Source organism: Streptomyces sp. NPDC088730, assembly GCF_044751215.1.
GTDB lineage: Bacteria > Actinomycetota > Actinomycetes > Streptomycetales > Streptomycetaceae > Streptomyces.
Map to the genome: position 1 here is coordinate 12,566 of NZ_JBIVLK010000015.1, position 18,337 is coordinate 30,902.

Consider the following 18,337-nt stretch of genomic DNA (forward strand, 5'->3'; position numbering starts at 1 on the left):
TTCGGAAGGAGGCCTGGGTGATCGAGCTCGACGGGGTTCCCGAGCTGGTCGACCCGGTCATGGTGGCCGCGTTCGAGGGGTGGAACGACGCGGGTGACGCGGCTTCCACGGCGGTCGCGCACCTGGACCGGGAGTGGAAGGGAGAGGTGTTCGCGGCGCTGGACGCCGAGGACTACTACGACTTCCAGGTCAACCGCCCGACCGTCTTCCTGGAAGGCGGGGCACGCAAGATCACCTGGCCGACGACCCGGCTCTCCGTGGTCCGCGTCGGCGGGGACAAGCCCCGCGATCTCGTCCTGGTCCGGGGCATCGAGCCGTCGATGCGCTGGCGCTCGTTCTGCAACGAGATCCTGGGCTTCGCCCACGAACTGGGCGTCGAGATGGTGGTGGTGCTCGGGGCGCTGCTCGGCGACACCCCGCACACCCGTCCGGTGCCGGTCAGCGGTGTGACCTCCGATCCGGACCTGGCACGGACCATGGACCTGGAGGAGACCAGGTACGAGGGGCCGACCGGCATCGTCGGCATCCTCCAGGAGGCGTGCACCCACGCGGGCGTGCCCGCGGTGAGCCTGTGGGCGGCGGTGCCGCACTACGTGTCGCAGCCGCCCAACCCGAAGGCCACCCTGGCCCTGCTGAACCGGCTGGAGGACCTGATCGGGCTGCGCATCCCGCTGGGCGAACTGGCCGAGGACGCACGTGCCTGGCAGCTCGGGGTGGACCAGCTGGCCGCGGAGGACAGCGAGGTCGCGGAGTACGTGCAGACGCTGGAGGAGGCCCGCGACACCGCGGAGCTTCCCGAGGCCAGCGGTGAGGCCATCGCCCGGGAGTTCGAGCGCTATCTGCGGCGCCGGGACCCGGGTCCGGCCGGCGGACCCGGTGGACACGCGACGGAGAGCGGCGACAGCTCGTACCTGCGCGATACGTCGAGCGGCCGGACCAGGCCGCCGAAGCCGCCCCGGCCGGATACCGGTCCGGGTCCGGTGAGCGGGTCCGCCGGCGGTCCCGCACGCGGCACGGGTCCGGGCTCCGGTTCGGGTCCGAAGCCGGGCGAGGCGCCGAAGGACACCCCCAGGGACGCTCCGGGGGACGACGCGCCGGGCGATTCATCGGAGGATTCGTCGGAGGACTGATCCGGACAGCCGGGAGCCGGGCGGGTGGACACCCGCCCGGCTCCCGGCTTTCGCCGCTGACGCCGCCGCTGCGACTCAGGAGCAGGTGAAGCGCGCGGCACCCCAGTCGGCGTGGTCGCCGGTCTTGGACCCGTTGGTGTCCGTGACCTTCAGCCGCACATGGCGCGCGCCGTCCAGCGGTACGTCGACCGGTACGGCCGCCGACGCGCCGGTCACCTTCGGCGAGGTCCAGAGCACCTTGCCGTCGGCCTCGACGGAGAACGCCACCTCGCCGTATCCGTCGATCTCGTCATCGATCCCGGCGTCCGCGGTGAACTTCGAGCACTGTCCGCCGGTGTAGAACTCGATGTCGGAGTCGGCGTGGGTGCCGATCCCCTTCTCGTACGTCTTCCCGGCCAGCGTGAGGGGCTTGCCGTCCTCCGCGCCCGACTCGCCGTTGCTGCGGTCGCGTTCCGCCGGACCGTAGCCGTTGACCGAGCTCAGCCACTCCAGATCGCTCGCCCAGGCCTCACCGGCGGGCGGCGGCGGCATCACGGAGACGGCGATCCGCTGGGCCGCCGTACGGGATTCGCCCGCCGAGCGGTAGCGGGCCAGCGCGGTGATCCGCGCCTCGCCCACGGTCGCGTCCTTCGACGGGGTCACCGACACCTCGACCCGCCGGGTGGTGCCCGCCGGGATGCGGCGCACGGCGGCTGCCGGGGTGGCCTTCCAGCCCTGGGGGACGTCGAGCGAGACGGCCGCGTCCGTGATGTCGCTCCGGCCCGCGGTGACATCGACGGCGACGGTGGCCGGGGCGCCCGCCCCGGTCTCCTGGCCCCGGGGGGCGGAGACGGCGGCCGTGGCACCCGGGTTCCGTCCGCCGACCGCGCTGGCGTTCTCCAGCTTCACGGAGAACTTCTTGCCCGTGGACAGCGGAGCGGTCTTGATCTTCACCACGCCGCCCCGGTCGTCGCGGTCGTACCACCAGCCCTGCTTCGCCCTGTCGTACGCGGCGGCAGAGCCGAGCCGGGGCAGCTTGCCGGTGAGCTTCACCGCGCTCGGCTCAGAGCCGGTGTGCACGCTGAACTCGTACGGGCGGCTGCTCTGCTTGCCGGTGAACTTCCCCTTGCTCGCGCCGATGTCCACGGTGATGTCACCCGCGCCCCTGGCCGGTGCGCGGACTTCGGCGGTCTGGGTGGCGTACGCGCCGTCGCGGTGCTCGCGGGTCACGCCGTCGTCCTCGTAGAGCGTGAACGAGGAGGTGCCCTGCGGGTAGATGTCCCAGGCGAGCGGGGAGCCGGCCGTGCGGTCCTTGTACGAGCGGATGCCCGGCCACATCGGCACGCCGGCGCCGCCCCTGACGAACAGCGGCAGGGTGTCGAGCGGGGCACTGTAGTCGTCGACGGTCGTCGGGCCCTGGTAGGTCCGCCCGGTCCAGTAGTCGGTCCAGGTGCCCTTCGGCAGGTAGATGCCGTCGCGCTCGGTGCTGTCCTGGTAGACCGGGGCGACGAGGAAGTCCTCGCCGGACATGAACTCGTACTTCGCCGCGTCCGTCGCGGCCTTCGGGTCGTCCGGGTACTCCAGCACCAGCGGGCGGACCATGCCGACGCCGGTCTTCGTCGCCTCGTGCGCGTAGGAGTACTGGTAGGGCAGCAGCGACTCCTTGAGCTTCAGGTAGTCGCGGTTGATGGAGGTGTACGGCTCCCCGTAGCGGAAGGGCTGCTTGTCGCTGGCCGCCCAGCCGTCCATGGTCATCGTGGTCCCCAGGAACATCTTCCACTGGAGGTCACGGGTGTACGTCTTGGCGCTGCCGCCGAAGATGCCGTCGACGTCGCCCGTGGTGTAGGCGAGGCCGGACATCGTGGCGCCCGCGTAGGTCGGGATCTGCCAGCGGATGTAGTCCCAGGTGCCGGACTGGTCGCCGGACCACTGGACTCCGCAGCGCTGGGCGCCCGACCAGCTCTCGGGGGCGTAGGTGAAGCCCCGGGCGTCGCTGTTGTCCTCGATTCCCTTGTAGGCGTCCTTGCAGCCGTCCAGGGCGAACTTGTAGCCGTCGCCGACCCAGGCCACGTCCAGCTTGGCGACGCGCTGGCCCGCCTTGACCTGGTCACCGAGCTTGTCGATGCCGTCCTCCGTCCACAGTCCGAGCTGCATGTCGCGGTCCTGGAGGCCCTTGGCGGTCTCCGCGAGGTCCTCGTAGCCGCAGCCGTAGCCGTCGTTGACGAGCATCCAGCCGTTCGGCATGTCGTTCTCGACGTAGCCGTCCGCGACCTTCAGCGAGTCCTTGGTGCGGCGCTCGCCGCGGTTGGCGTTGTGCAGGTAGCAGTCGGAGTCGCCGATCTCCATGCCGTACACCGGCGGCAGGAACGGCTTGCCGGTGAGCTCGGTGTACTGGCCTATGACGTCCTTGGCGTCGCCCGCGAAGTAGTAGGCGTCGAAGCGCTGTTCCTCGGCGCTGGTGGTCACCGGCTCGTTGAAGGCGTAGGTGTTCGGCGCGAAGGTGTTGCGGAACACGCCGTAGCCTGCCGAGGAGAGGTAGAAAGGCACCGAGTTGGGGTGCCCGCCGTCGTCCCAGTTGTAGTCGACGCCGACCTCGACGGTCTTGCCCCGGTGCGAGGTGTTGCCGCGGCCGTTCTGCATTCCGGCGCCGTAGAACTGCTCGTCGCCGCCGCGCGCGAGGGTCTGGGTGGTCTTCTCGCCGTCCCAGCTGAGCCCCTTCGCCTCCGACCACACCCGGGTGCCGTCGGCCCGGTACAGGGCGAACCGCAGGGGCGACTTGTAGGCACGCAGCGTGACATCGCCGGTGGAGAGGTCGTAACGGTCGCTCCGCTCCTTCCAGTGGGTGCGGGGCGGGGTTCCCTGGGGCAGCACGATGGCGTCGCCCGCCGGGTCGGTGAACGTGCCGTCCGGGGCGAGTTCGATCCGGAAGGTCTCGTCGGACACGAAGCTGACCCGGGCCTGTGCGGTGCCCGCCCGCAGGTGGTAGACGGATCCGTCGGCCGAGAAGCCGGTGAGATCGCCGACCGTCGACTCGGTGGGGGCGGCCGAATCCGCCTGGGCACCACCCGGTCCCGAGACGACGGCGAACAGTCCCAGCAGCGCTGCAACTACTGCCGCTCTGATGCGCGTTGATGATTGCATAGAGCGCTTTTAGCGCAGCACCAAGCATTTGACCATGGACAAAACGGAACCGGCCCCGAACTTCATCAAGAAGTTCGGGGCCGGTGAACGGACGTAACGCGGCGGGCAGTTACAGCGCGACACCGAGGAGCGCGTCGACGGTGCGCGAGACGAGTCCCGGCGCCCCCTCGTCCTGGCCGCCCGCGGCGCTCTGCCGCTCGGCCCAGCGGTCCACGGCGGCCAGGGCGGCCGGGGTGTCCAGATCGTCCGCGAGGGCCTCGCGGACCTCCTCGACCAGCGCGTCGGCCGCGAGCCCGTCGGGGCGCGAGACGGCGGCGCGCCAGCGGGCGAGCCGCTCCACCGCGTCGGCGAGAACCTGGTCGGTCCACTCCCAGTCGGAGCGGTAGTGGTGCGAGAGCAGGGCCAGGCGGATCGCCGCCGGGTCCACGCCGTCGCGGCGGAGCGCCGAGACGAAGACCAGGTTCCCCTTGGACTTGGACATCTTCTCGCCGTCCAGGCCGACCATTCCGGCGTGCACGTACGCCTGGGCGAACGGATGCTCGCCGGTCAGCACCTGGGCGTGCGAGGCGCCCATCTCGTGGTGCGGGAAGGCGAGGTCGGAGCCGCCGCCCTGGACGTCGAAGCCCATGCCGAGGTGGTCCAGGGCGATGGCGACGCACTCGATGTGCCAGCCGGGCCGGCCGGCGCCGAGCGAGGCGCCGTCCCAGCTCGGCTCGCCCTCGCGGGCGGCCATCCAGAGCATCGGGTCGAGGGGGTTCTTCTTGCCGGGGCGCTCCGGGTCCCCGCCGCGCTCGGCGGAGAGCAGCCGCATCGCCTTCGCGTCCAGGTTGGAGACCTGTCCGAAGTGCGGGTCGGTGTCGACGGAGAAGTACACGTCGCCGTCGAGGTCGTAGGCGGCGCCCGCGTCCCGGAGACGTTCGACGAGCGGCACGATGCCGGGTATCGCCTCGACGGCTCCGATGTAGTGCTGCGGCGGGAGCATGCGCAGGGCGGTCATGTCCTCACGGAACAGGGCCGTCTCGCGCTCGGCGAGCTCGGTCCAGTCCTGACCGTCGCGCACGGCCCGCTCCAGCAGCGGGTCGTCCACGTCCGTCACGTTCTGGACATAGTGAACCTGCCGCTTGGTGTCGAGCCACACGCGCTGGACGAGGTCGAACGCGTTGTAGGTCGCCGCATGACCCATGTGGGTCGCGTCGTACGGCGTGATGCCGCAGACATAGATGCGGGCGACGGGACCGGGGTCAAGGGTGATCCGTCCGCCGGTCGCGGTGTCGTGGATCCGAAGGTCGCGGCCCTTGCCAGGAAGGGCGGGGACCTCAGAAGCGGGCCAGGCATGCATGCGACGAGCGTAACCGGACGCGGCTTCCGGATACGAACCGGAGGGCCGATCCTGTCCGAAGAGGCGCTCTTGCGCCCGGCTCCGGAAAGTGCTCGCGCCCCGGACGCGGACACCGGAACCGGACCCGGGCGGGCGCGGTCCGGGCGGCCGGGCCGGGGCGCCGCCCGCCGGGCCCCGCCTACACCGGCGGCCACGGAATGGCCGGCCAGCCCCCGCTCGGCTCCCGGTGGAGCCCGGTGGACCGCAGCCCCGCCACCCGGGCCCGCAGCGCCTCGATCTCGGCCGCGGTGATCAGTTCCTCCAGCCGGGTGACCAGGGCCGCCCCCGGCTCCAGCTCCCCGGCCAGCCGGTCCAGCACCTCGACCGCCTCTGCGGGCAGCGGCTCGCCCGCCCAGCCCCAGAGCAGGGTGCGCAGCTTGTCCTCTGCGTTGAAGGTCACACCGTGGTCGATGCCGTACAGCCGGCCGTCGGGCGCGGGCAGCAGGTGGCCGCCCTTGCGGTCGCCGTTGTTGATCACCGCGTCGAGCACGGCGAGCCGCCGCAGCCGGGGGTCGTCCGCGTGCACCAGCAGCGCGGTCTTCCCCTCCGCCACCTCGGCGAGGGCCACGGCCTTCCAGCCCTCGCCCGGCTCCTCGTCCTCGACGAGCGCGAGCAGTCCCGGATCGTCCTCGCCCTGCGGAGCCGCCTCGATCCACAGCTGGCACATGCCCTGGCCGTACGGACCGTCCCGCAGCACGGTCGGCGGCACCAGGCCCCACCCGGTCGCCTCCGAGACCTCGTAGGCGGCCACCTCGCGCTGGGCGAGCGTGCCGTCGGGGAAGTCCCACAGGGGCTGCTCACCCGCGACCGGCTTGTACACGCAGTGCGCCTCTTCGCCCTCGTACGCGACCGAGCAGTACAGCACCGCGTTGGATGCTCCGCGGACCTGTCCGAGGACGGTGAGCTCGCCCTTGCCGAGCAGGGCCAGCCGCCCGGCGTCGGTCAGGCCCCGCGGCGGTATCCGTTCTGGCGCGGGCATACGTGTCCTTCCGGATCGAGCGGGAGGCTGCACAGCGGGCACGGCGGGCGGCCGGCGTTCACGACATCCAGGGCCCGTTTGGCGAAGGCGCGGGCCTGGGCTCCGCTGAGCCGGACCCGGAGCATCGGCGGGCCGTTCTCCTCGTCCTGGAGCAGCCGCTCCTCGGCCTCCGCGAGATCCTCGACGGATTCCGCGTCCAGCTCGACCAGGGCCTGCGCCTCGACGATCATGCGCTGTTCCTCGCCGTCCCAGGCGAGTGCCATCGTGCCGACCCGGAACTCCTCCTCGACGGGGACGTCGAGCGGAGCGGTGTCGGTGACGTCCATCGGGGCCACGGCCGGCACCGGGGAATTGCCCCCGGTGCGGCGGACCACTTCGTCGAGCAGTTCGTCCACCCGCTCTGCGAGTGCGGCGACTTGGGTCTTCTCCAGGGCAACGCTGGTGACACGTCCGCCTGAGGATGCCTGCAGGAAGAACGTACGACGTCCAGGCAGCCCGACCGTACCGGCCACGAAACGGTCCGGGGGGTCGTAGAGGAACACCTGACGGGACACGTCCTGTCTCCCTTGTGATTTGACGCGGATGAGGGGTCGGCCGGGGCCCGGGAGAGAGTCCTCCCGGTACGGCGCCTACGGCGCGTCCACCCTACTGCGCGGAGCGATCACGGCGCCCCAGCGCCGCCCCCGACCGCGGCATCGGCGCCCGTACCGGCCGCCTTCGTCTCGTCGGGAGACGGTTCGCGCGGCGCCAGCGGGGCGAGATCGCCGGTGTCGCCCAGCCTCAGCAGGAAGGGCCGCAGCCTGGTGTAACGGATCGCGGTGACCGAGCACGGGTCGGCGTGCACCCGCTGGAAGAGGTCCAGGTGCATGCCGAGCGCGTCGGCCACAAGGGACTTGATGATGTCCCCGTGCGAGCACATCAGGTAGACGGCGCTCTCGCCGTGCTCCGCCTCGATCCTCGCGTTCCACTCCCGGACCGCGTCGACGGCGCGTGCCTGCATCGCCCGCATGGACTCGCCGCCGGGGAAGGCCGCCGCCGACGGGTGCTGCTGCACGACCGTCATCAGCGGCTCGTCGGTGAGCTCGGCGAGCTTGCGGCCGGCCCAGTCACCGTAGTCGCACTCGCTGATGCGCTCCTCGGTGTGCAGCGGCAGTTCCGGCCGCGCGTCGAGCAGGGGGCGCAGGGTCTCGCGGCAGCGCTGGAGGGGACTGCTGACGGCCGCGACGAGCGGCAGCGAGGCCAGCCTGCCGGGGAGCGCGGCGGCCTGCTCGGTGCCGCGCTCGTCGAGCGCGACGCCGGGGGTCCGGCCCGCGAGCACCCCGGCCGTGTTGGCGGTGGAACGTCCGTGGCGTACGAGGATCAGGGTGGGCATACCGGCCAGGGTAGGCCGACGCCCCGGCAAAGGTGCGCCCGGGACCCGGAGCAGGGCACAATACGCGCCGTGATTGTGGACTGCGCCATCTACCGGGACGGGCACCGCACCGACGGCCCCGCCGACTTCTCCGACGCCCTCGACGAGGCGCGGGCCAGCGGCGACGCGTTCCTGTGGATCGGTCTGCACGAGCCCACCGAGAAGGAGTTCGCGCTGGTCAGCAGCGAGTTCGGGCTGCACCCGCTAGCGGTGGAGGACGCGCTGGCCGCGCACCAGCGGCCGAAGCTGGAGGTGTACGACGACTCGCTGTTCGCGGTCATAAAGCCGGTCGTGTACGACCACGAGAGCGACACGGTCTCCGCGGACGAGCTGATGGTCTTCATAGGCGACTCGTTCGTCGTGACGGTCAGGCACGGCGAGGGTGCTCCGCTCGCCGCCGTACGCCGTCGGCTGGAGGCCGAGACCGATGTGCTCAAGCACGGTCCGACCGCGGTGCTGTACGCGATCAGCGACGCGATCGTGGACCACTACATCGATGTCGCGGGCGAGCTCCAGGTCGACCTGGAGGAGCTGGAGACCGAGGTCTTCGCCCCGACCGCGAACGGCGACTCGAAGAACACCGCGGCCCGCATCTACACCTTCAAGCGCCAGGTGCTGGAGTTCCGCAGGGCGACCGTTCCGCTGGGCGCTCCGATGGCCCGGCTGGCGAGCGCTGGGGTGCCCTTCGTCTATGAACAGTCGCAGCCCTTCTTCCGGGACGTCCAGGACCACCTGACGCGCGCCAACGAGCAGGTGGAGGGCCTCGACCGGCTGCTCTCCGACATCCTGTCCGCGCATCTCGCGCAGATGGGGGTGCGGCAGAACGACGACATGCGCAAGATCTCGGCCTGGGCGGCGATGGCGGCGGTGCCGACCATGGTCGCGGGGATCTACGGCATGAACTTCGAGCACATGCCGGAGCTGAAGTGGGTGTGGGCGTATCCGGCGGTGATCCTGCTGATGGCGGGCGCGGTCCTCGGCCTGTACCGCCAGTTCAAGCGGCGCGGCTGGCTCTGACCGGTCTCTCCGCTCAGCCGTACTCGGGCGCCGGGACGGCCGGACCGCCCAGCGCGTCCCGCCGCTCCGGCGGCGCCAGACTGACCATCCGCCGCCAGCCCACGAGGCGCTCGTACGCGTAGACGGCGTGGATTCCGGCGGCCAGGAGCGCGGCCTTGGCCCTCGGCCAGCCCAGGATGCGGCCCATGTGGTCCATCACGGCGAGGCTGACGTCGCGGTAGACCCGGATCTCCCCGAGCGCGCACTCGCGCAGGACGCTCTGGATCGTGCGGCCGTGTCCGGACCGGGCGAGGCGCAGCAGTTCCTCGTGGCAGTACGCCAGGTGGTTGTCCTCGTCGTCCGAGATCATCCTGACCGCGCGGCCCAGCTCCGGATGGTCCGCGAAGTACTTCCGCAGCAGCCGCATCTGCTCGGAGGCGCGCTGTTCGGTCACCCGGCTGTGGGCGAGGTAGGTGATGATGTCGCGCTCGGCGAGCGGCTCCTCGCGCCCCAGCTGCTCATGGGGGAGGCCGATGCCGTACCGCTCCAGCAGCATCGTGTAGTCGGTCTCGCGGGGGACCTCGACGGGGGTCAGACCGCGCTTCCTCAGGAGGGCGTCGAAGATCCGGCCGTGCTTGTCCTCGTCGGCCCCGTGCCGGGCGATCTTGGGGGCCAGGGCGCGCTGGCTCACGGGGACGAGGGCCGCGATGCGGCCGTTCTCCCAGCCTCCCTGAGACTCTCCGCCGGCGGCGATGGAGCAGAACAGCCGGAACGACTCGTCGTCGTCGAGGATCTCCTGGAACAGGTTCTTTGCCGAGAGCATCACTGCCACCTCCGTGCCGGCATCCGCCGAGCGACAGTCAAATGCTCCCGGCCCCGGCGGGCAACACGAAGGGCCCCGTACTGGGCCGAACGTGCGCCCCGCGCGGGCCCGACAGCGACCCCGGCGAACCGTTTCCGCACAGGCCCCGTAACCCAACCGTCCCGGCCGCGTTGTTCCGCGTGACGGCCGTGGCGGGGAGGCCCCCGAGCCCCCACCACGGCCGTAGTGCTGCCCGGACGGGGCCGCTACGCGAGCCCGGAGCGCTCCAGGGCGTCCGTACCGGCGCGCAGCGCGGCGATCCGCTCGTCGAGCGTGAAACCGGCCGGGGCCAGGGTCAGGGTGGTGACGCCCGCGGCCGCGTAGGCCTGCATCCGGTCGGAGATCCGCTCCACCGGGCCGAGCAGCGTGGTCTGGTCGATCAGCTGGTGCGGAACGGCGGTGGCGGCACCGCTCTTGTCGCCGGACAGGTACTTCTCCTGGATCTCGGCGGCTTCCTTCTCGTACCCCATGCGCTGGGCGAGCTGGTTGTAGAAGTTCTGCTTGGGGCTGCCCATGCCGCCGACGTACAGCGCGGTGTACGGCCGGAACATGTCGGCGAGGCCCTTGACGTCGTCGCCGACCGCGAGCGGCAGGGTCGGACAGACGTCGAAGCCCTCCATGGTCTTGCCGGCCTTCTCCCGGCCGGCCCGCAGGTGCCTGACCGCGGTGTCCTCCAGGTGGTCCGCGGAGGGGAAGATCAGCAGCGCCCCGTCGGCGATCTCACCGGTCTGCTCCAGGTTCTTCGGACCGATCGCGGCGATGTACACCGGAATGTGCTCGCGCTCCGGGTGGATGGTCAGCTTGATCGGCTTGCCCGGCCCGTCCGGCAGCGGGAGCGTCCAGTGCTGTCCCTCGTACGACAGCCGCTCGCGGGTCATCGCCTTGCGGACGATCTCGACGTACTCGCGGGTGCGGGCCAGCGGCTTGTCGAACTTGACGCCGTACCAGCCCTCGGAGACCTGCGGCCCCGACACCCCGAGACCGAGCCGGAAGCGGCCGCCGGAGAGCGAGTCGAGGGTGGCGGCCGTCATCGCCGTCATGGCGGGCTGACGGGCCGGGATCTGCATGATCGCGGAGCCGATGTCGATGGACTCGGTCTGCGCGGCCACCCAGCTCAGCACGGTCGGGGCGTCGGAGCCGTAGGCCTCGGCCGCCCAGCAGACGTCGTAGCCGAGCCGGTCGGCCTCCTGCGCGACGGCGAGGTTGTCCCCGTCCATGCCCGCGCCCCAGTAGCCGAGATTGATGCCGAGCCGCATAACCGCTCCTCTTACTGATCAGTAACGTCCCTGTGCTCCGGACTCTAGCGCGCGGGAACACGATCCGGCAGGGGTGAGCCGGGCCCCGGTTGTCCACAGCCCGGCACCGAGTGGAGCCGTGGCCAGTAATCTCAGCGCCCATGGAGCAGAGGCATCTCGGCCGCACCGGCCTTCGAGTGTCCAGGATCGGGCTCGGCACCCTCACCTGGGGCCGGGACACCGACGAGCACGACGCTGCCGAGCAGCTCAAGGCCTTCTGGGAGGTGGGCGGCACCCTGGTCGACACGGCGGACGTGTACGGCGGCGGCGAGTCCGAGTACCTGCTCGGGCGCCTCGTCGAGGGGCTGGTGCCGAGGCGCGATCTGATCATCGCCACCAAGGCCGGCAGTGTGCCCGACCCGTACCGCAGGTTCGACGGTTCGCGCGGGCATCTGCTGGCCGCCCTCGACGCCTCGCTGGCCCGGCTCGGCACGGATTACGTGGACCTGTGGCAGGTGCACGCCTTCGACCCGGTGACGCCGCTGGACGAGACGCTCCAGGCACTGGACCTGGCGGTGTCCAGCGGACGCGCCCGCTACGCGGGAGTGTCGAACTTCTGCGGCTGGCAGCTGGCCAAGGCCGCGACCTGGCAGCTGGCCGCGCCGGGCGTGCGGACCCGGCTGGCCAGTACGCAGATGGAGTACTCGCTGCTGCAACGGGGCGTGGAGCGCGAGGTGTTGCCGGCGGCGCTCGACCTCGGGGTGGGGCTGCTGCCGTCCTCGCCGCTGGGCCGGGGCGTGCTGACCGCCAAGTACCGCACCGGCACCCCGGCGGACTCGCGCGGCGCCTCCGAACTGCTGGCCCCGTTCGTGGAGCCGTACCTGGACGACTCGGCGAGCCGCATCGTGGACGCCGTGGCGACCGCCGCCGACGGGCTGGCCACCACGCCGCTGCAGGTGGCGCTCGCCTGGGTGCGGGACCGTCCGGGCGTGGTCGCCCCGATCGTCGGCGCGCGCAACGCGCACCAGCTCACGGAGGCGTTGTCAGTGGAAACGCTTAGTCTTCCTGACGAGATCTGCCGCGCGCTCGACGATGTGTCGGCGCCCGTGCACCGCTATCCCGACCAGGACTGGAGCACGCTGTGACTGCGCTTCCCCGGGGGGAAACCCCCGGCTCCCCGGCCACCGACGACGAAGACGTCGTCGCGGACGTCTCCGCCCCCTCCCCCGCCGAGGAGGCCGCCGCCGGGACCGAAGAAGCGACCGAAGGCGCGGCCGACGACCCGGCCGACGAGGCCCCCGGCGGCGCGGCTGACGACTCGACGGCCGCGACGGCCGGCGAACCGGCCGACGACGGTACCGACAGCGGGCCGGCCGACGACGAGGGAACGGCCGCCGGGGCTGACGCGAGCGCCGGGGGCGGCACCGCCGCCGCCCCGGTCCTCTCCGAGGCGGAGGCGGAGCTGGCGGCCCAGCGCGAGCTGCTGGAGCGGATCGAGAGGCGCAAGGCCGAGAAGGACGGCCCCATCCCCGCCGGTACGAAGCTGAGCGGACCGGCCGCCGACCTGCTGGCGGCCGTACGCGCCGTGGAGAGCGGCGAGAAGCCCGGAGCAGCGTTCTTCGACGCCCCCGCGCCCGCCGCCCCCCGCAAGCCCGCCCCCGCCCCGGTCCGGGAGCGGGCCCCCGAGCCCGTCGGCGCGGACCGGGAGGCCGCCCCAGAGGCGGTCGCCGCCGTGGCCGCCGTACTAGCCGCCGGCGGCGCCCCCGGGAGCCTGGCCGCCCCGGCGGCCGGCACGCTCGGCGCGCACGCGGCCGACACCCTGCGCGCGGACCCCTGGCAGCTGCTCGCCCTCCCCGGCGTCGCTCCCGAGCAGGCCGACGGCTTCGCACGGGCGCTGCTGGGCGCGGAGTGCGGCCCGGACGACGAGCGGCGCACCGACGCCCTGATCGGCTGGCTGCTGGAGCGCGCGGCGTTGCAGGGGCACACCGCGCTGGACGCCGCGGAGGTGCGGGCCGCGCTCACCGGACGGGCGGTGACCGACCCGGACGCCGCCGTACAGCACGCCGTCGCCGAGGGCGTCGTCCTGGTCTTCCAGGACGGCGCGGAGGACGGGACGGAGGAGGAAGCGCGGGAGGAGGCGCCGGAAGCCGCCGACGCGCCCGCCGAGGACCGGGAGGAGGGCCCGCGGGAGCCGGTGCGGGTGTTCCTCGGCCTCGACCGCTACGCCCTGGCGGAGGAGAGCCTCGCGGACGGGCTGGCCCGGCTGGTGAACGCGGTCGGGAAGGACGCCGACTGGTCGGAGGCCGCCGCCTCCGCACCCTCCTCCTCGGCCGGAGAGCTGATCCGTGTCGCCGCGGCCCACGGACTCGTCGCGCACACCGGCGGCGAGGCGGCGAGGGCCGAGCCCGCCGCACTGATCGCCGCGGCGGGCGGCCTCGGCCTGCGGGCCCTGGGCACCGCCCACAGCGCGGACGGCGCACGGCGGCTGGCCGAGGCGTTGGGCGACCCCTCCGCAGCCGTCACGCTGGCCGGGCTGCTCTCCGGCGCCGAGGGCCCGGGACGGGACGAGGAGGGGGCCCTCGCCGTCGACCTGCTCGTCGTGCTGGACGCCCCGCAGGTCGACGTCGAGACCGGCGCCATGCTGGTGGAGGCCCTCGCGGACGGGACCCGGCTGGTGCTCAGCGGCGATCCGGGCGTGCTGGGCTCGGCGGGTGCGGGCCGGGTGTTCGCCGATGTGCTGGCCGCCCGCGCCTGCCCGCAGGTCGTCTCCCGTACGCCGGATCCCGGTCCGATCGGGGAGCTGGTCTCCGGCATCGGCATCGGGGAGCTGAACCAGGTGGCGGCGCCGGGCAGGGAAGTGGTGATCGTGCCCGTGCGGGACGCGGGCGAGGCGGTACACCGCACGGTTCAGCTGGTGGCCGACTCGGTGCCGCGCGCCATCGGCGTCCCGTCGTCCGACACCCAGGTGATCACCGTGGGCCACGGCGGCTCCGCGGGCACCCGGGCACTGAACGAAGCGCTCAAACAGCGGCTCAACCCCGGCCCCGGCCGGTTCGGCGGCTTCGATCCCGGCGACCGGGTCGCCCATGTCCCCGCACCGGGCAGGACGGTGCCGGGCGTGGTCGTCTCGGCCGACGCGGAGGGCCTGCACCTGGACTGTGCGGGGAGCCCGGTCGTCGTGCCGCAGGAGCGGGTGGAGGCGTCCGTGCGCCACGCCTGGGCGCTCAGCGCCCACCAGGCGGCCGGTATGCGGTGGCCCGCGGTGGTCGTCGTACTGCCGGGTGACGCCGCGCAGGGGCTCAGCCGCCCCTGGGTCTACACCGCCTTCGGCCGGGGCGAGCGGCATCTGTCCGTGGTGCACGGGGTGGATCAGGCGCTGCCACGCGCGGTCGCCCAGTCCCCCGCGCAGGAGCGCAGCACCCGGCTGCGCACCCTGCTGGAGGCGTCAGAGGGGTGAGACTCGGCGGGGGCCTGGCGGACGCGTGACGCGTCCGCCAGGCCCCCGGGCACGGGACGGACCGGTCAGGAGCCGTCCCGCGCCAGACCGTCGAGTTCGCCGCCCAGCTCGTCCTCGTCGAAGACGGCACTGACGTCGAACCGGCAGACCACCAGTTCCGGATCCGCGTCGTCGAAGGGCGCGCCCAGCCACTCCCCCGGCTCCGGCAGTTCCTCCGCCGCCGCGACCCAGAGGGTCGAGTCGCCCTCCTCAAGACCGAATTCCATGTGCCGGGACGCGATCTCGTCCGCCTCGTACTCCCCGAAGAGCACCCCGAGCGCCGCGTGGACGCTGCTGCCGGCCGCGGCCGTGCTCTCGCTGTCGCGGGCGTCCGGGTCCAGGTCGGCGAGGCGCTGTGCCTGGGCGAGCAGCCGCTGCGGCTCCACCACCGCGTAGTCGCGGCGGATCAGCACGCTGAGCGCGTTCGGCTCCTCCGGACCGCTGTAGGGCGGCAGGGAGTCCCCCGCGCCCGGAATCTCGAAGGGGGTGACCTCGTCGTGGCGGTCGTAGAGGAGTTCGTCATAGACCTCGGCCGCAGCGGCCAGTGCGTTGAACGCGTCGTAGACAGCGGGGTCGTCGTCCCCGGACCGGCGTTCGACCGCGTCGAGGTGACGGTCGAGCGCGACCTTGACCGCATCAGCGGCGGCGCGTACCTCGGCAGCGGATGGCTGCGCAGCATCAGACATAGAGCAGACGCTATCCGTACCGGGGGTCTGCCCGCACAATAGATGCGATGCCGGAATACGAATTTGTCGACGTGTACGTGCCTCGCGGGCTGTCCCGGAAGGAGACGACCCGCCTGCTGACCGACCATGCCGAGTACGGGCACTGGGAGTTGGACCGACTGACGCTGCGCCTGGACGGCAGCCGCCGGGTGCGGCTGCGCCGGCGGATCATCCGCCAGCTACGGGCCACCTGGTGAAACGAAAACGGGCCCCGCTGCTCGCGGGGCCCGCTCTCCGATCCAGCCTGATCCAGACGAAAGAACCTAGGCGGCGGCCTTGGCGCGGCGGTACAGCACCGTGCCCGCGCCTGCGAGCAGCAGTCCCGCGCCGGCCGGGATCAGCAGGTCGAGCCCGCCCGATCCGGTGTGTGCGAGCTGCGGAGTGCCCTCGGGCATGCTCTGCGGCTCCGGCGCGTTCGGGATGGTGCGGGGTCCGGGTGCCGGCGGTGCCTCGTGGTGGGTGACCGGTGGAGTCACCGGCGGCTTGACCGGCGGGGTGACCTGCGGCGTGCTCTCGTTCTCGCAGTCGTTGCCGAAGCTGGGGTTCAGCAGCCCGACGACGTCGATGCTGTTCCCGCAGACGTTCACCGGGATGTCGATGGGGGCCTGAATCTGGTTGCCCGAGAGCAGACCGGGCGAGCCCTGCGCGTAGCCCTGTGCCGTTGCCCCGCCCCCGTTGGCCGTGGGGACGGCACGGTGCTTGCCCGTGCCCGTCGGGGCCCCCTGGCTGCGGTCCTGCGACGCGCGGCTGCCGGAGGCCCGGCTGTCCGCGGCGTGGCTGCCCGACGCCGTACCCGTGGACGATCCGGTCCGGCCTGCGGCCGCACCCCCAGAACCGTTTCCGCAGGCGTTCCCGAAGGTCGGGTTGATCAGTCCGACGACGCTCACGGAGTTACCGCAGACGTTCACCGGAACCTCGACCGGGATCTGTACCGAATTCCCTGAAAGCACCCCCGGGGAATTCGAGGCACCGCCGGACGCTCCCGCGTCGGCGTGCGCGTAACCGCCACTGAGCGCGAGTACGCCGCCCGCGGCCGCCATGGTGATCAGGCCTTTACGCGTGACCTGTCGCATAGGTTATTTCCTGCCTTCTACCTTCCGGAATACCCCCGGACTTGAGCGTGCGGAGGCAAAGGACCCGGCGGCCCCGGAGCACATGGCGCGCACTCCGAGGCCGACCGGGCTCAAACCCTTGCGGGTTGACGTGCAACGTCAGGCGTTGACGCAGGTGTTGCCGAAGGACGGGTTCAGCAGACCGATGACGTTAACGGTGTTGCCGCAGAGGTTGACCGGGACGTGGACCGGAACCTGGACGACGTTGCCCGAGAGCACGCCGGGGCTGCCGATGGCGGCACCCTGGGCGCCCGAGTCGGCGACGGCCATACCGGCGCCCGCGAGCACCAGACCACCGGTGACAGCCGCAGCGGCGGCAATCTTCTTGATCATTGTTCCTCCTAGTTGGCAAATGCGGTCCCAGCCGCGGACCGCATCACCTGTAACGAGGAGAAGGCAATCGGGCTACGAGCAGAAAGCCCCTTTCACTCGTTCCGGTCTGTGCGTACACGCTGTCGAATTACTCGGCTCGGGTCAGCTGTTGTCGATGAAACGGTCGAGAACCCGGACGCCGAACTTCAGGCCGTCGACCGGTACCCGCTCGTCCACGCCGTGGAACATGCCCGCGAAATCCAGCTCCGGGGGGAGCTTCAGCGGGGCGAACCCGAAGCAGCGGATGCCCAGGTCGTCGAAGGACTTGGCGTCCGTACCGCCCGAGAGCATGTACGGGACCGCGCGGGCGATCGGGTCCTCCGCCTTGAGCGCGATCTGCATCGCGTCCACCAGGGAGCCGTCGAAGTCGGTCTCCAGCGCCTTGTCGCCGTGCACGTCCTCGCGCCTGACGCGCGGGCCGAGGATCCGGTCGAGGTCGGCCAGGAACTCCTGCTCGTACCCCGGCAGGAAGCGGCCGTCGACATGCGCGGTGGCCTGCCCGGGGATCACGTTCACCTTGTAGCCCGCGCCCAGCATGGTGGGGGCGGCGGAGTTGCGCAGGGTGGCGCCGACCATCTTGGCGATGCCGCCCAGCTTGGCCAGCGTGGCGTCCATGTCCTCGGGGTCCAGCGGAGTGCCGAGCGCGTCGGACAGCTCGTCCAGGAAGGACCGCACGGTCTTGGTCACCCGTACCGGCCACGTGTGCCGCCCGAGCCGCCCGACCGCCTCGCACAGCTCGGTGATCGCGTTGTCGTCGTTGGTCATGGACCCGTGCCCGGCCGTGCCGTCCACGGTCAGCCGCATCCAGTGCATGCCCTTCTGCGCGGTCTCCACGAGGTAGAGGCGCAGGTTCTCGTTGACCGTGAAGGAGAAGCCGCCGACCTCGCCGATCGCCTCGGTGACGCCCTCGAACAGGTCGGGGTGCTTGTCGACGAGATACCGGGCCCCGTAGGTGCCGCCCGCCTCCTCGTCCGCGAGGAAGGCGAGCACGATGTCCCGCGGGGGCTTGCGGCCGCTGCGCATCCGCTCGCGCACGACCGCGAGGGTCATCGCGTCCATGTCCTTCATGTCGACCGCGCCGCGGCCCCACACGCAGCCGTCCGCGATCTCGCCCGAGAAGGGGTGGTGCGTCCAGTCGTCGGCGTTCGCCGGGACGACGTCGGTGTGGCCGTGGATCAGCAGGGCCGGCTTGGAGGAGTCCTCGCCCTCGATCCGCGCCACCGTGGAGGCACGGCCCTTGTGGGACTCGAAGATCTGCGGCTCCAGCCCGACCTCCGCGAGCTTCTCGGCCACGTACTCGGCGGCCAGCCGCTCACCTGGCCCCGAGTGGTCCCCGTAGTTACTGGTGTCGATCCGGATCAGATCGCGACAGAGGTCCACGACCTCGTTCTCGGCGGTCTCACCCGAGCCCGTCCGGGCCGCATTGGTCTCGCTCACGCTGGTTCCTTCCACTGTCGCTGTGGTGCTCCCCCTCATCCTCCCGCGCCGGGCCCGCACACCCAAGGCCCCCCACCCCTCGTC

16 protein-coding genes are annotated in these 18,337 nt (G+C 72.0%); 5 read left to right on the forward strand and 11 right to left on the reverse strand.

What is annotated here, in order from left to right:
* Positions 1-17 precede the first annotated feature (17 nt).
* Positions 18-1,130 carry a PAC2 family protein gene (locus ACIP89_RS31245; protein WP_402117837.1) on the forward strand — a complete coding sequence of 371 codons (1,113 nt, stop codon included), beginning with the start codon at positions 18-20 and terminating at the stop codon, positions 1,128-1,130.
* 75 nt (positions 1,131-1,205) lie between these two features.
* On the opposite strand, the gene ACIP89_RS31250 is transcribed toward ACIP89_RS31245, so the two are convergent.
* The 5 genes from ACIP89_RS31250 to ACIP89_RS31270 form a co-directional block, all read right to left on the reverse strand.
* Complete coding sequence (locus tag ACIP89_RS31250; RefSeq protein ID WP_402117838.1) at positions 1,206-4,250, reverse strand: NPCBM/NEW2 domain-containing protein; 3,045 nt, start codon at positions 4,248-4,250, stop codon at positions 1,206-1,208.
* A 109-nt stretch (positions 4,251-4,359) separates the two neighbouring features.
* Complete coding sequence (mshC, locus tag ACIP89_RS31255) at positions 4,360-5,589, reverse strand: cysteine--1-D-myo-inosityl 2-amino-2-deoxy-alpha-D-glucopyranoside ligase (protein ID WP_402117839.1); 1,230 nt, start codon at positions 5,587-5,589, stop codon at positions 4,360-4,362.
* A gap of 178 nt (positions 5,590-5,767) precedes the next feature.
* Positions 5,768-6,607 carry an SCO1664 family protein gene (locus tag ACIP89_RS31260; protein WP_402117841.1) on the reverse strand — a complete coding sequence of 280 codons (840 nt, stop codon included), beginning with the start codon at positions 6,605-6,607 and terminating at the stop codon, positions 5,768-5,770.
* Positions 6,571-7,161, reverse strand: coding sequence for a DUF3090 domain-containing protein (locus tag ACIP89_RS31265; protein ID WP_123528141.1), 591 nt, complete (start codon positions 7,159-7,161; stop codon positions 6,571-6,573). The genes ACIP89_RS31260 and ACIP89_RS31265 overlap by 37 nt, the downstream gene beginning before the upstream one ends.
* 107 nt (positions 7,162-7,268) lie before the next feature.
* Positions 7,269-7,979: a histidine phosphatase family protein gene (locus ACIP89_RS31270; RefSeq protein ID WP_402117842.1), complete on the reverse strand. Its 711-nt coding sequence runs from the start codon at positions 7,977-7,979 to the stop codon at positions 7,269-7,271.
* A gap of 60 nt (positions 7,980-8,039) precedes the next feature.
* Here ACIP89_RS31270 and corA point away from each other — a divergent pair, with 60 nt between their 5' ends.
* Positions 8,040-9,035, forward strand: a complete 996-nt coding sequence (gene corA, locus ACIP89_RS31275; protein ID WP_401930808.1) for a magnesium/cobalt transporter CorA — start codon at positions 8,040-8,042, stop codon at positions 9,033-9,035.
* A gap of 13 nt (positions 9,036-9,048) precedes the next feature.
* On the opposite strand, the gene ACIP89_RS31280 is transcribed toward corA, so the two are convergent.
* Entirely contained in the window at positions 9,049-9,837 is a 789-nt protein-coding gene (locus ACIP89_RS31280; protein WP_402117843.1) for a ferritin-like domain-containing protein, read from the reverse strand.
* 245 nt (positions 9,838-10,082) lie between these two features.
* Complete coding sequence (locus tag ACIP89_RS31285; RefSeq protein WP_401930714.1) at positions 10,083-11,132, reverse strand: LLM class F420-dependent oxidoreductase; 1,050 nt, start codon at positions 11,130-11,132, stop codon at positions 10,083-10,085.
* A 140-nt stretch (positions 11,133-11,272) separates the two neighbouring features.
* Here ACIP89_RS31285 and ACIP89_RS31290 point away from each other — a divergent pair, with 140 nt between their 5' ends.
* Positions 11,273-12,256 (forward strand): aldo/keto reductase, encoded by a 984-nt coding sequence (locus ACIP89_RS31290; RefSeq protein ID WP_401930711.1) that lies wholly within the window; start codon positions 11,273-11,275, stop codon positions 12,254-12,256.
* Entirely contained in the window at positions 12,253-14,568 is a 2,316-nt protein-coding gene (locus ACIP89_RS31295) for an ATP-dependent RecD-like DNA helicase (protein ID WP_402117844.1), read from the forward strand. Before ACIP89_RS31290 ends, ACIP89_RS31295 begins: the two co-directional genes overlap by 4 nt.
* A gap of 65 nt (positions 14,569-14,633) precedes the next feature.
* On the opposite strand, the gene ACIP89_RS31300 is transcribed toward ACIP89_RS31295, so the two are convergent.
* Positions 14,634-15,293: a hypothetical protein gene (locus ACIP89_RS31300; RefSeq protein WP_402117846.1), complete on the reverse strand. Its 660-nt coding sequence runs from the start codon at positions 15,291-15,293 to the stop codon at positions 14,634-14,636.
* A gap of 47 nt (positions 15,294-15,340) precedes the next feature.
* Between ACIP89_RS31300 and ACIP89_RS31305 the strand changes: the two genes are divergently transcribed.
* On the forward strand, positions 15,341-15,529 hold the full coding sequence (locus ACIP89_RS31305; protein WP_024493806.1) for a DUF5703 family protein: 189 nt from the start codon (positions 15,341-15,343) through the stop codon (positions 15,527-15,529).
* A 66-nt stretch (positions 15,530-15,595) separates the two neighbouring features.
* Here ACIP89_RS31305 and ACIP89_RS31310 read toward each other — a convergent pair whose 3' ends face one another.
* From ACIP89_RS31310 to ACIP89_RS31320, 3 genes are all read right to left on the reverse strand, one after another.
* Complete coding sequence (locus ACIP89_RS31310; RefSeq protein WP_402117847.1) at positions 15,596-16,405, reverse strand: chaplin; 810 nt, start codon at positions 16,403-16,405, stop codon at positions 15,596-15,598.
* A 138-nt stretch (positions 16,406-16,543) separates the two neighbouring features.
* Positions 16,544-16,777, reverse strand: a complete 234-nt coding sequence (locus ACIP89_RS31315) for a chaplin (RefSeq protein ID WP_401930701.1) — start codon at positions 16,775-16,777, stop codon at positions 16,544-16,546.
* A gap of 141 nt (positions 16,778-16,918) precedes the next feature.
* Positions 16,919-18,253 carry a M20/M25/M40 family metallo-hydrolase gene (locus tag ACIP89_RS31320; RefSeq protein WP_401930699.1) on the reverse strand — a complete coding sequence of 445 codons (1,335 nt, stop codon included), beginning with the start codon at positions 18,251-18,253 and terminating at the stop codon, positions 16,919-16,921.
* Between the last annotated feature and the right edge of the window lie 84 nt (positions 18,254-18,337).

Excerpts from the sequence above, each read along its gene's own strand:
- ACIP89_RS31290 (WP_401930711.1), top strand. The coding sequence starts at position 11,273 with ATGGAGCAGAGGCATCTCGGCCGCACCGGCCTTCGAGTGTCCAGGATC.
- ACIP89_RS31280 (WP_402117843.1), bottom strand. The coding sequence starts at position 9,837 with ATGCTCTCGGCAAAGAACCTGTTCCAGGAGATCCTCGACGACGACGAG.
- mshC (WP_402117839.1), bottom strand. The coding sequence starts at position 5,589 with ATGCATGCCTGGCCCGCTTCTGAGGTCCCCGCCCTTCCTGGCAAGGGC.
- ACIP89_RS31315 (WP_401930701.1), bottom strand. The coding sequence starts at position 16,777 with ATGATCAAGAAGATTGCCGCCGCTGCGGCTGTCACCGGTGGTCTGGTG.
- ACIP89_RS31270 (WP_402117842.1), bottom strand. The coding sequence starts at position 7,979 with ATGCCCACCCTGATCCTCGTACGCCACGGACGTTCCACCGCCAACACG.
- ACIP89_RS31300 (WP_402117846.1), bottom strand. The coding sequence starts at position 15,293 with ATGTCTGATGCTGCGCAGCCATCCGCTGCCGAGGTACGCGCCGCCGCT.
- ACIP89_RS31310 (WP_402117847.1), bottom strand. The coding sequence starts at position 16,405 with ATGCGACAGGTCACGCGTAAAGGCCTGATCACCATGGCGGCCGCGGGC.
- ACIP89_RS31260 (WP_402117841.1), bottom strand. The coding sequence starts at position 6,607 with ATGCCCGCGCCAGAACGGATACCGCCGCGGGGCCTGACCGACGCCGGG.
- ACIP89_RS31305 (WP_024493806.1), top strand. The coding sequence starts at position 15,341 with ATGCCGGAATACGAATTTGTCGACGTGTACGTGCCTCGCGGGCTGTCC.
- ACIP89_RS31285 (WP_401930714.1), bottom strand. The coding sequence starts at position 11,132 with ATGCGGCTCGGCATCAATCTCGGCTACTGGGGCGCGGGCATGGACGGG.
- ACIP89_RS31250 (WP_402117838.1), bottom strand. The coding sequence starts at position 4,250 with ATGCAATCATCAACGCGCATCAGAGCGGCAGTAGTTGCAGCGCTGCTG.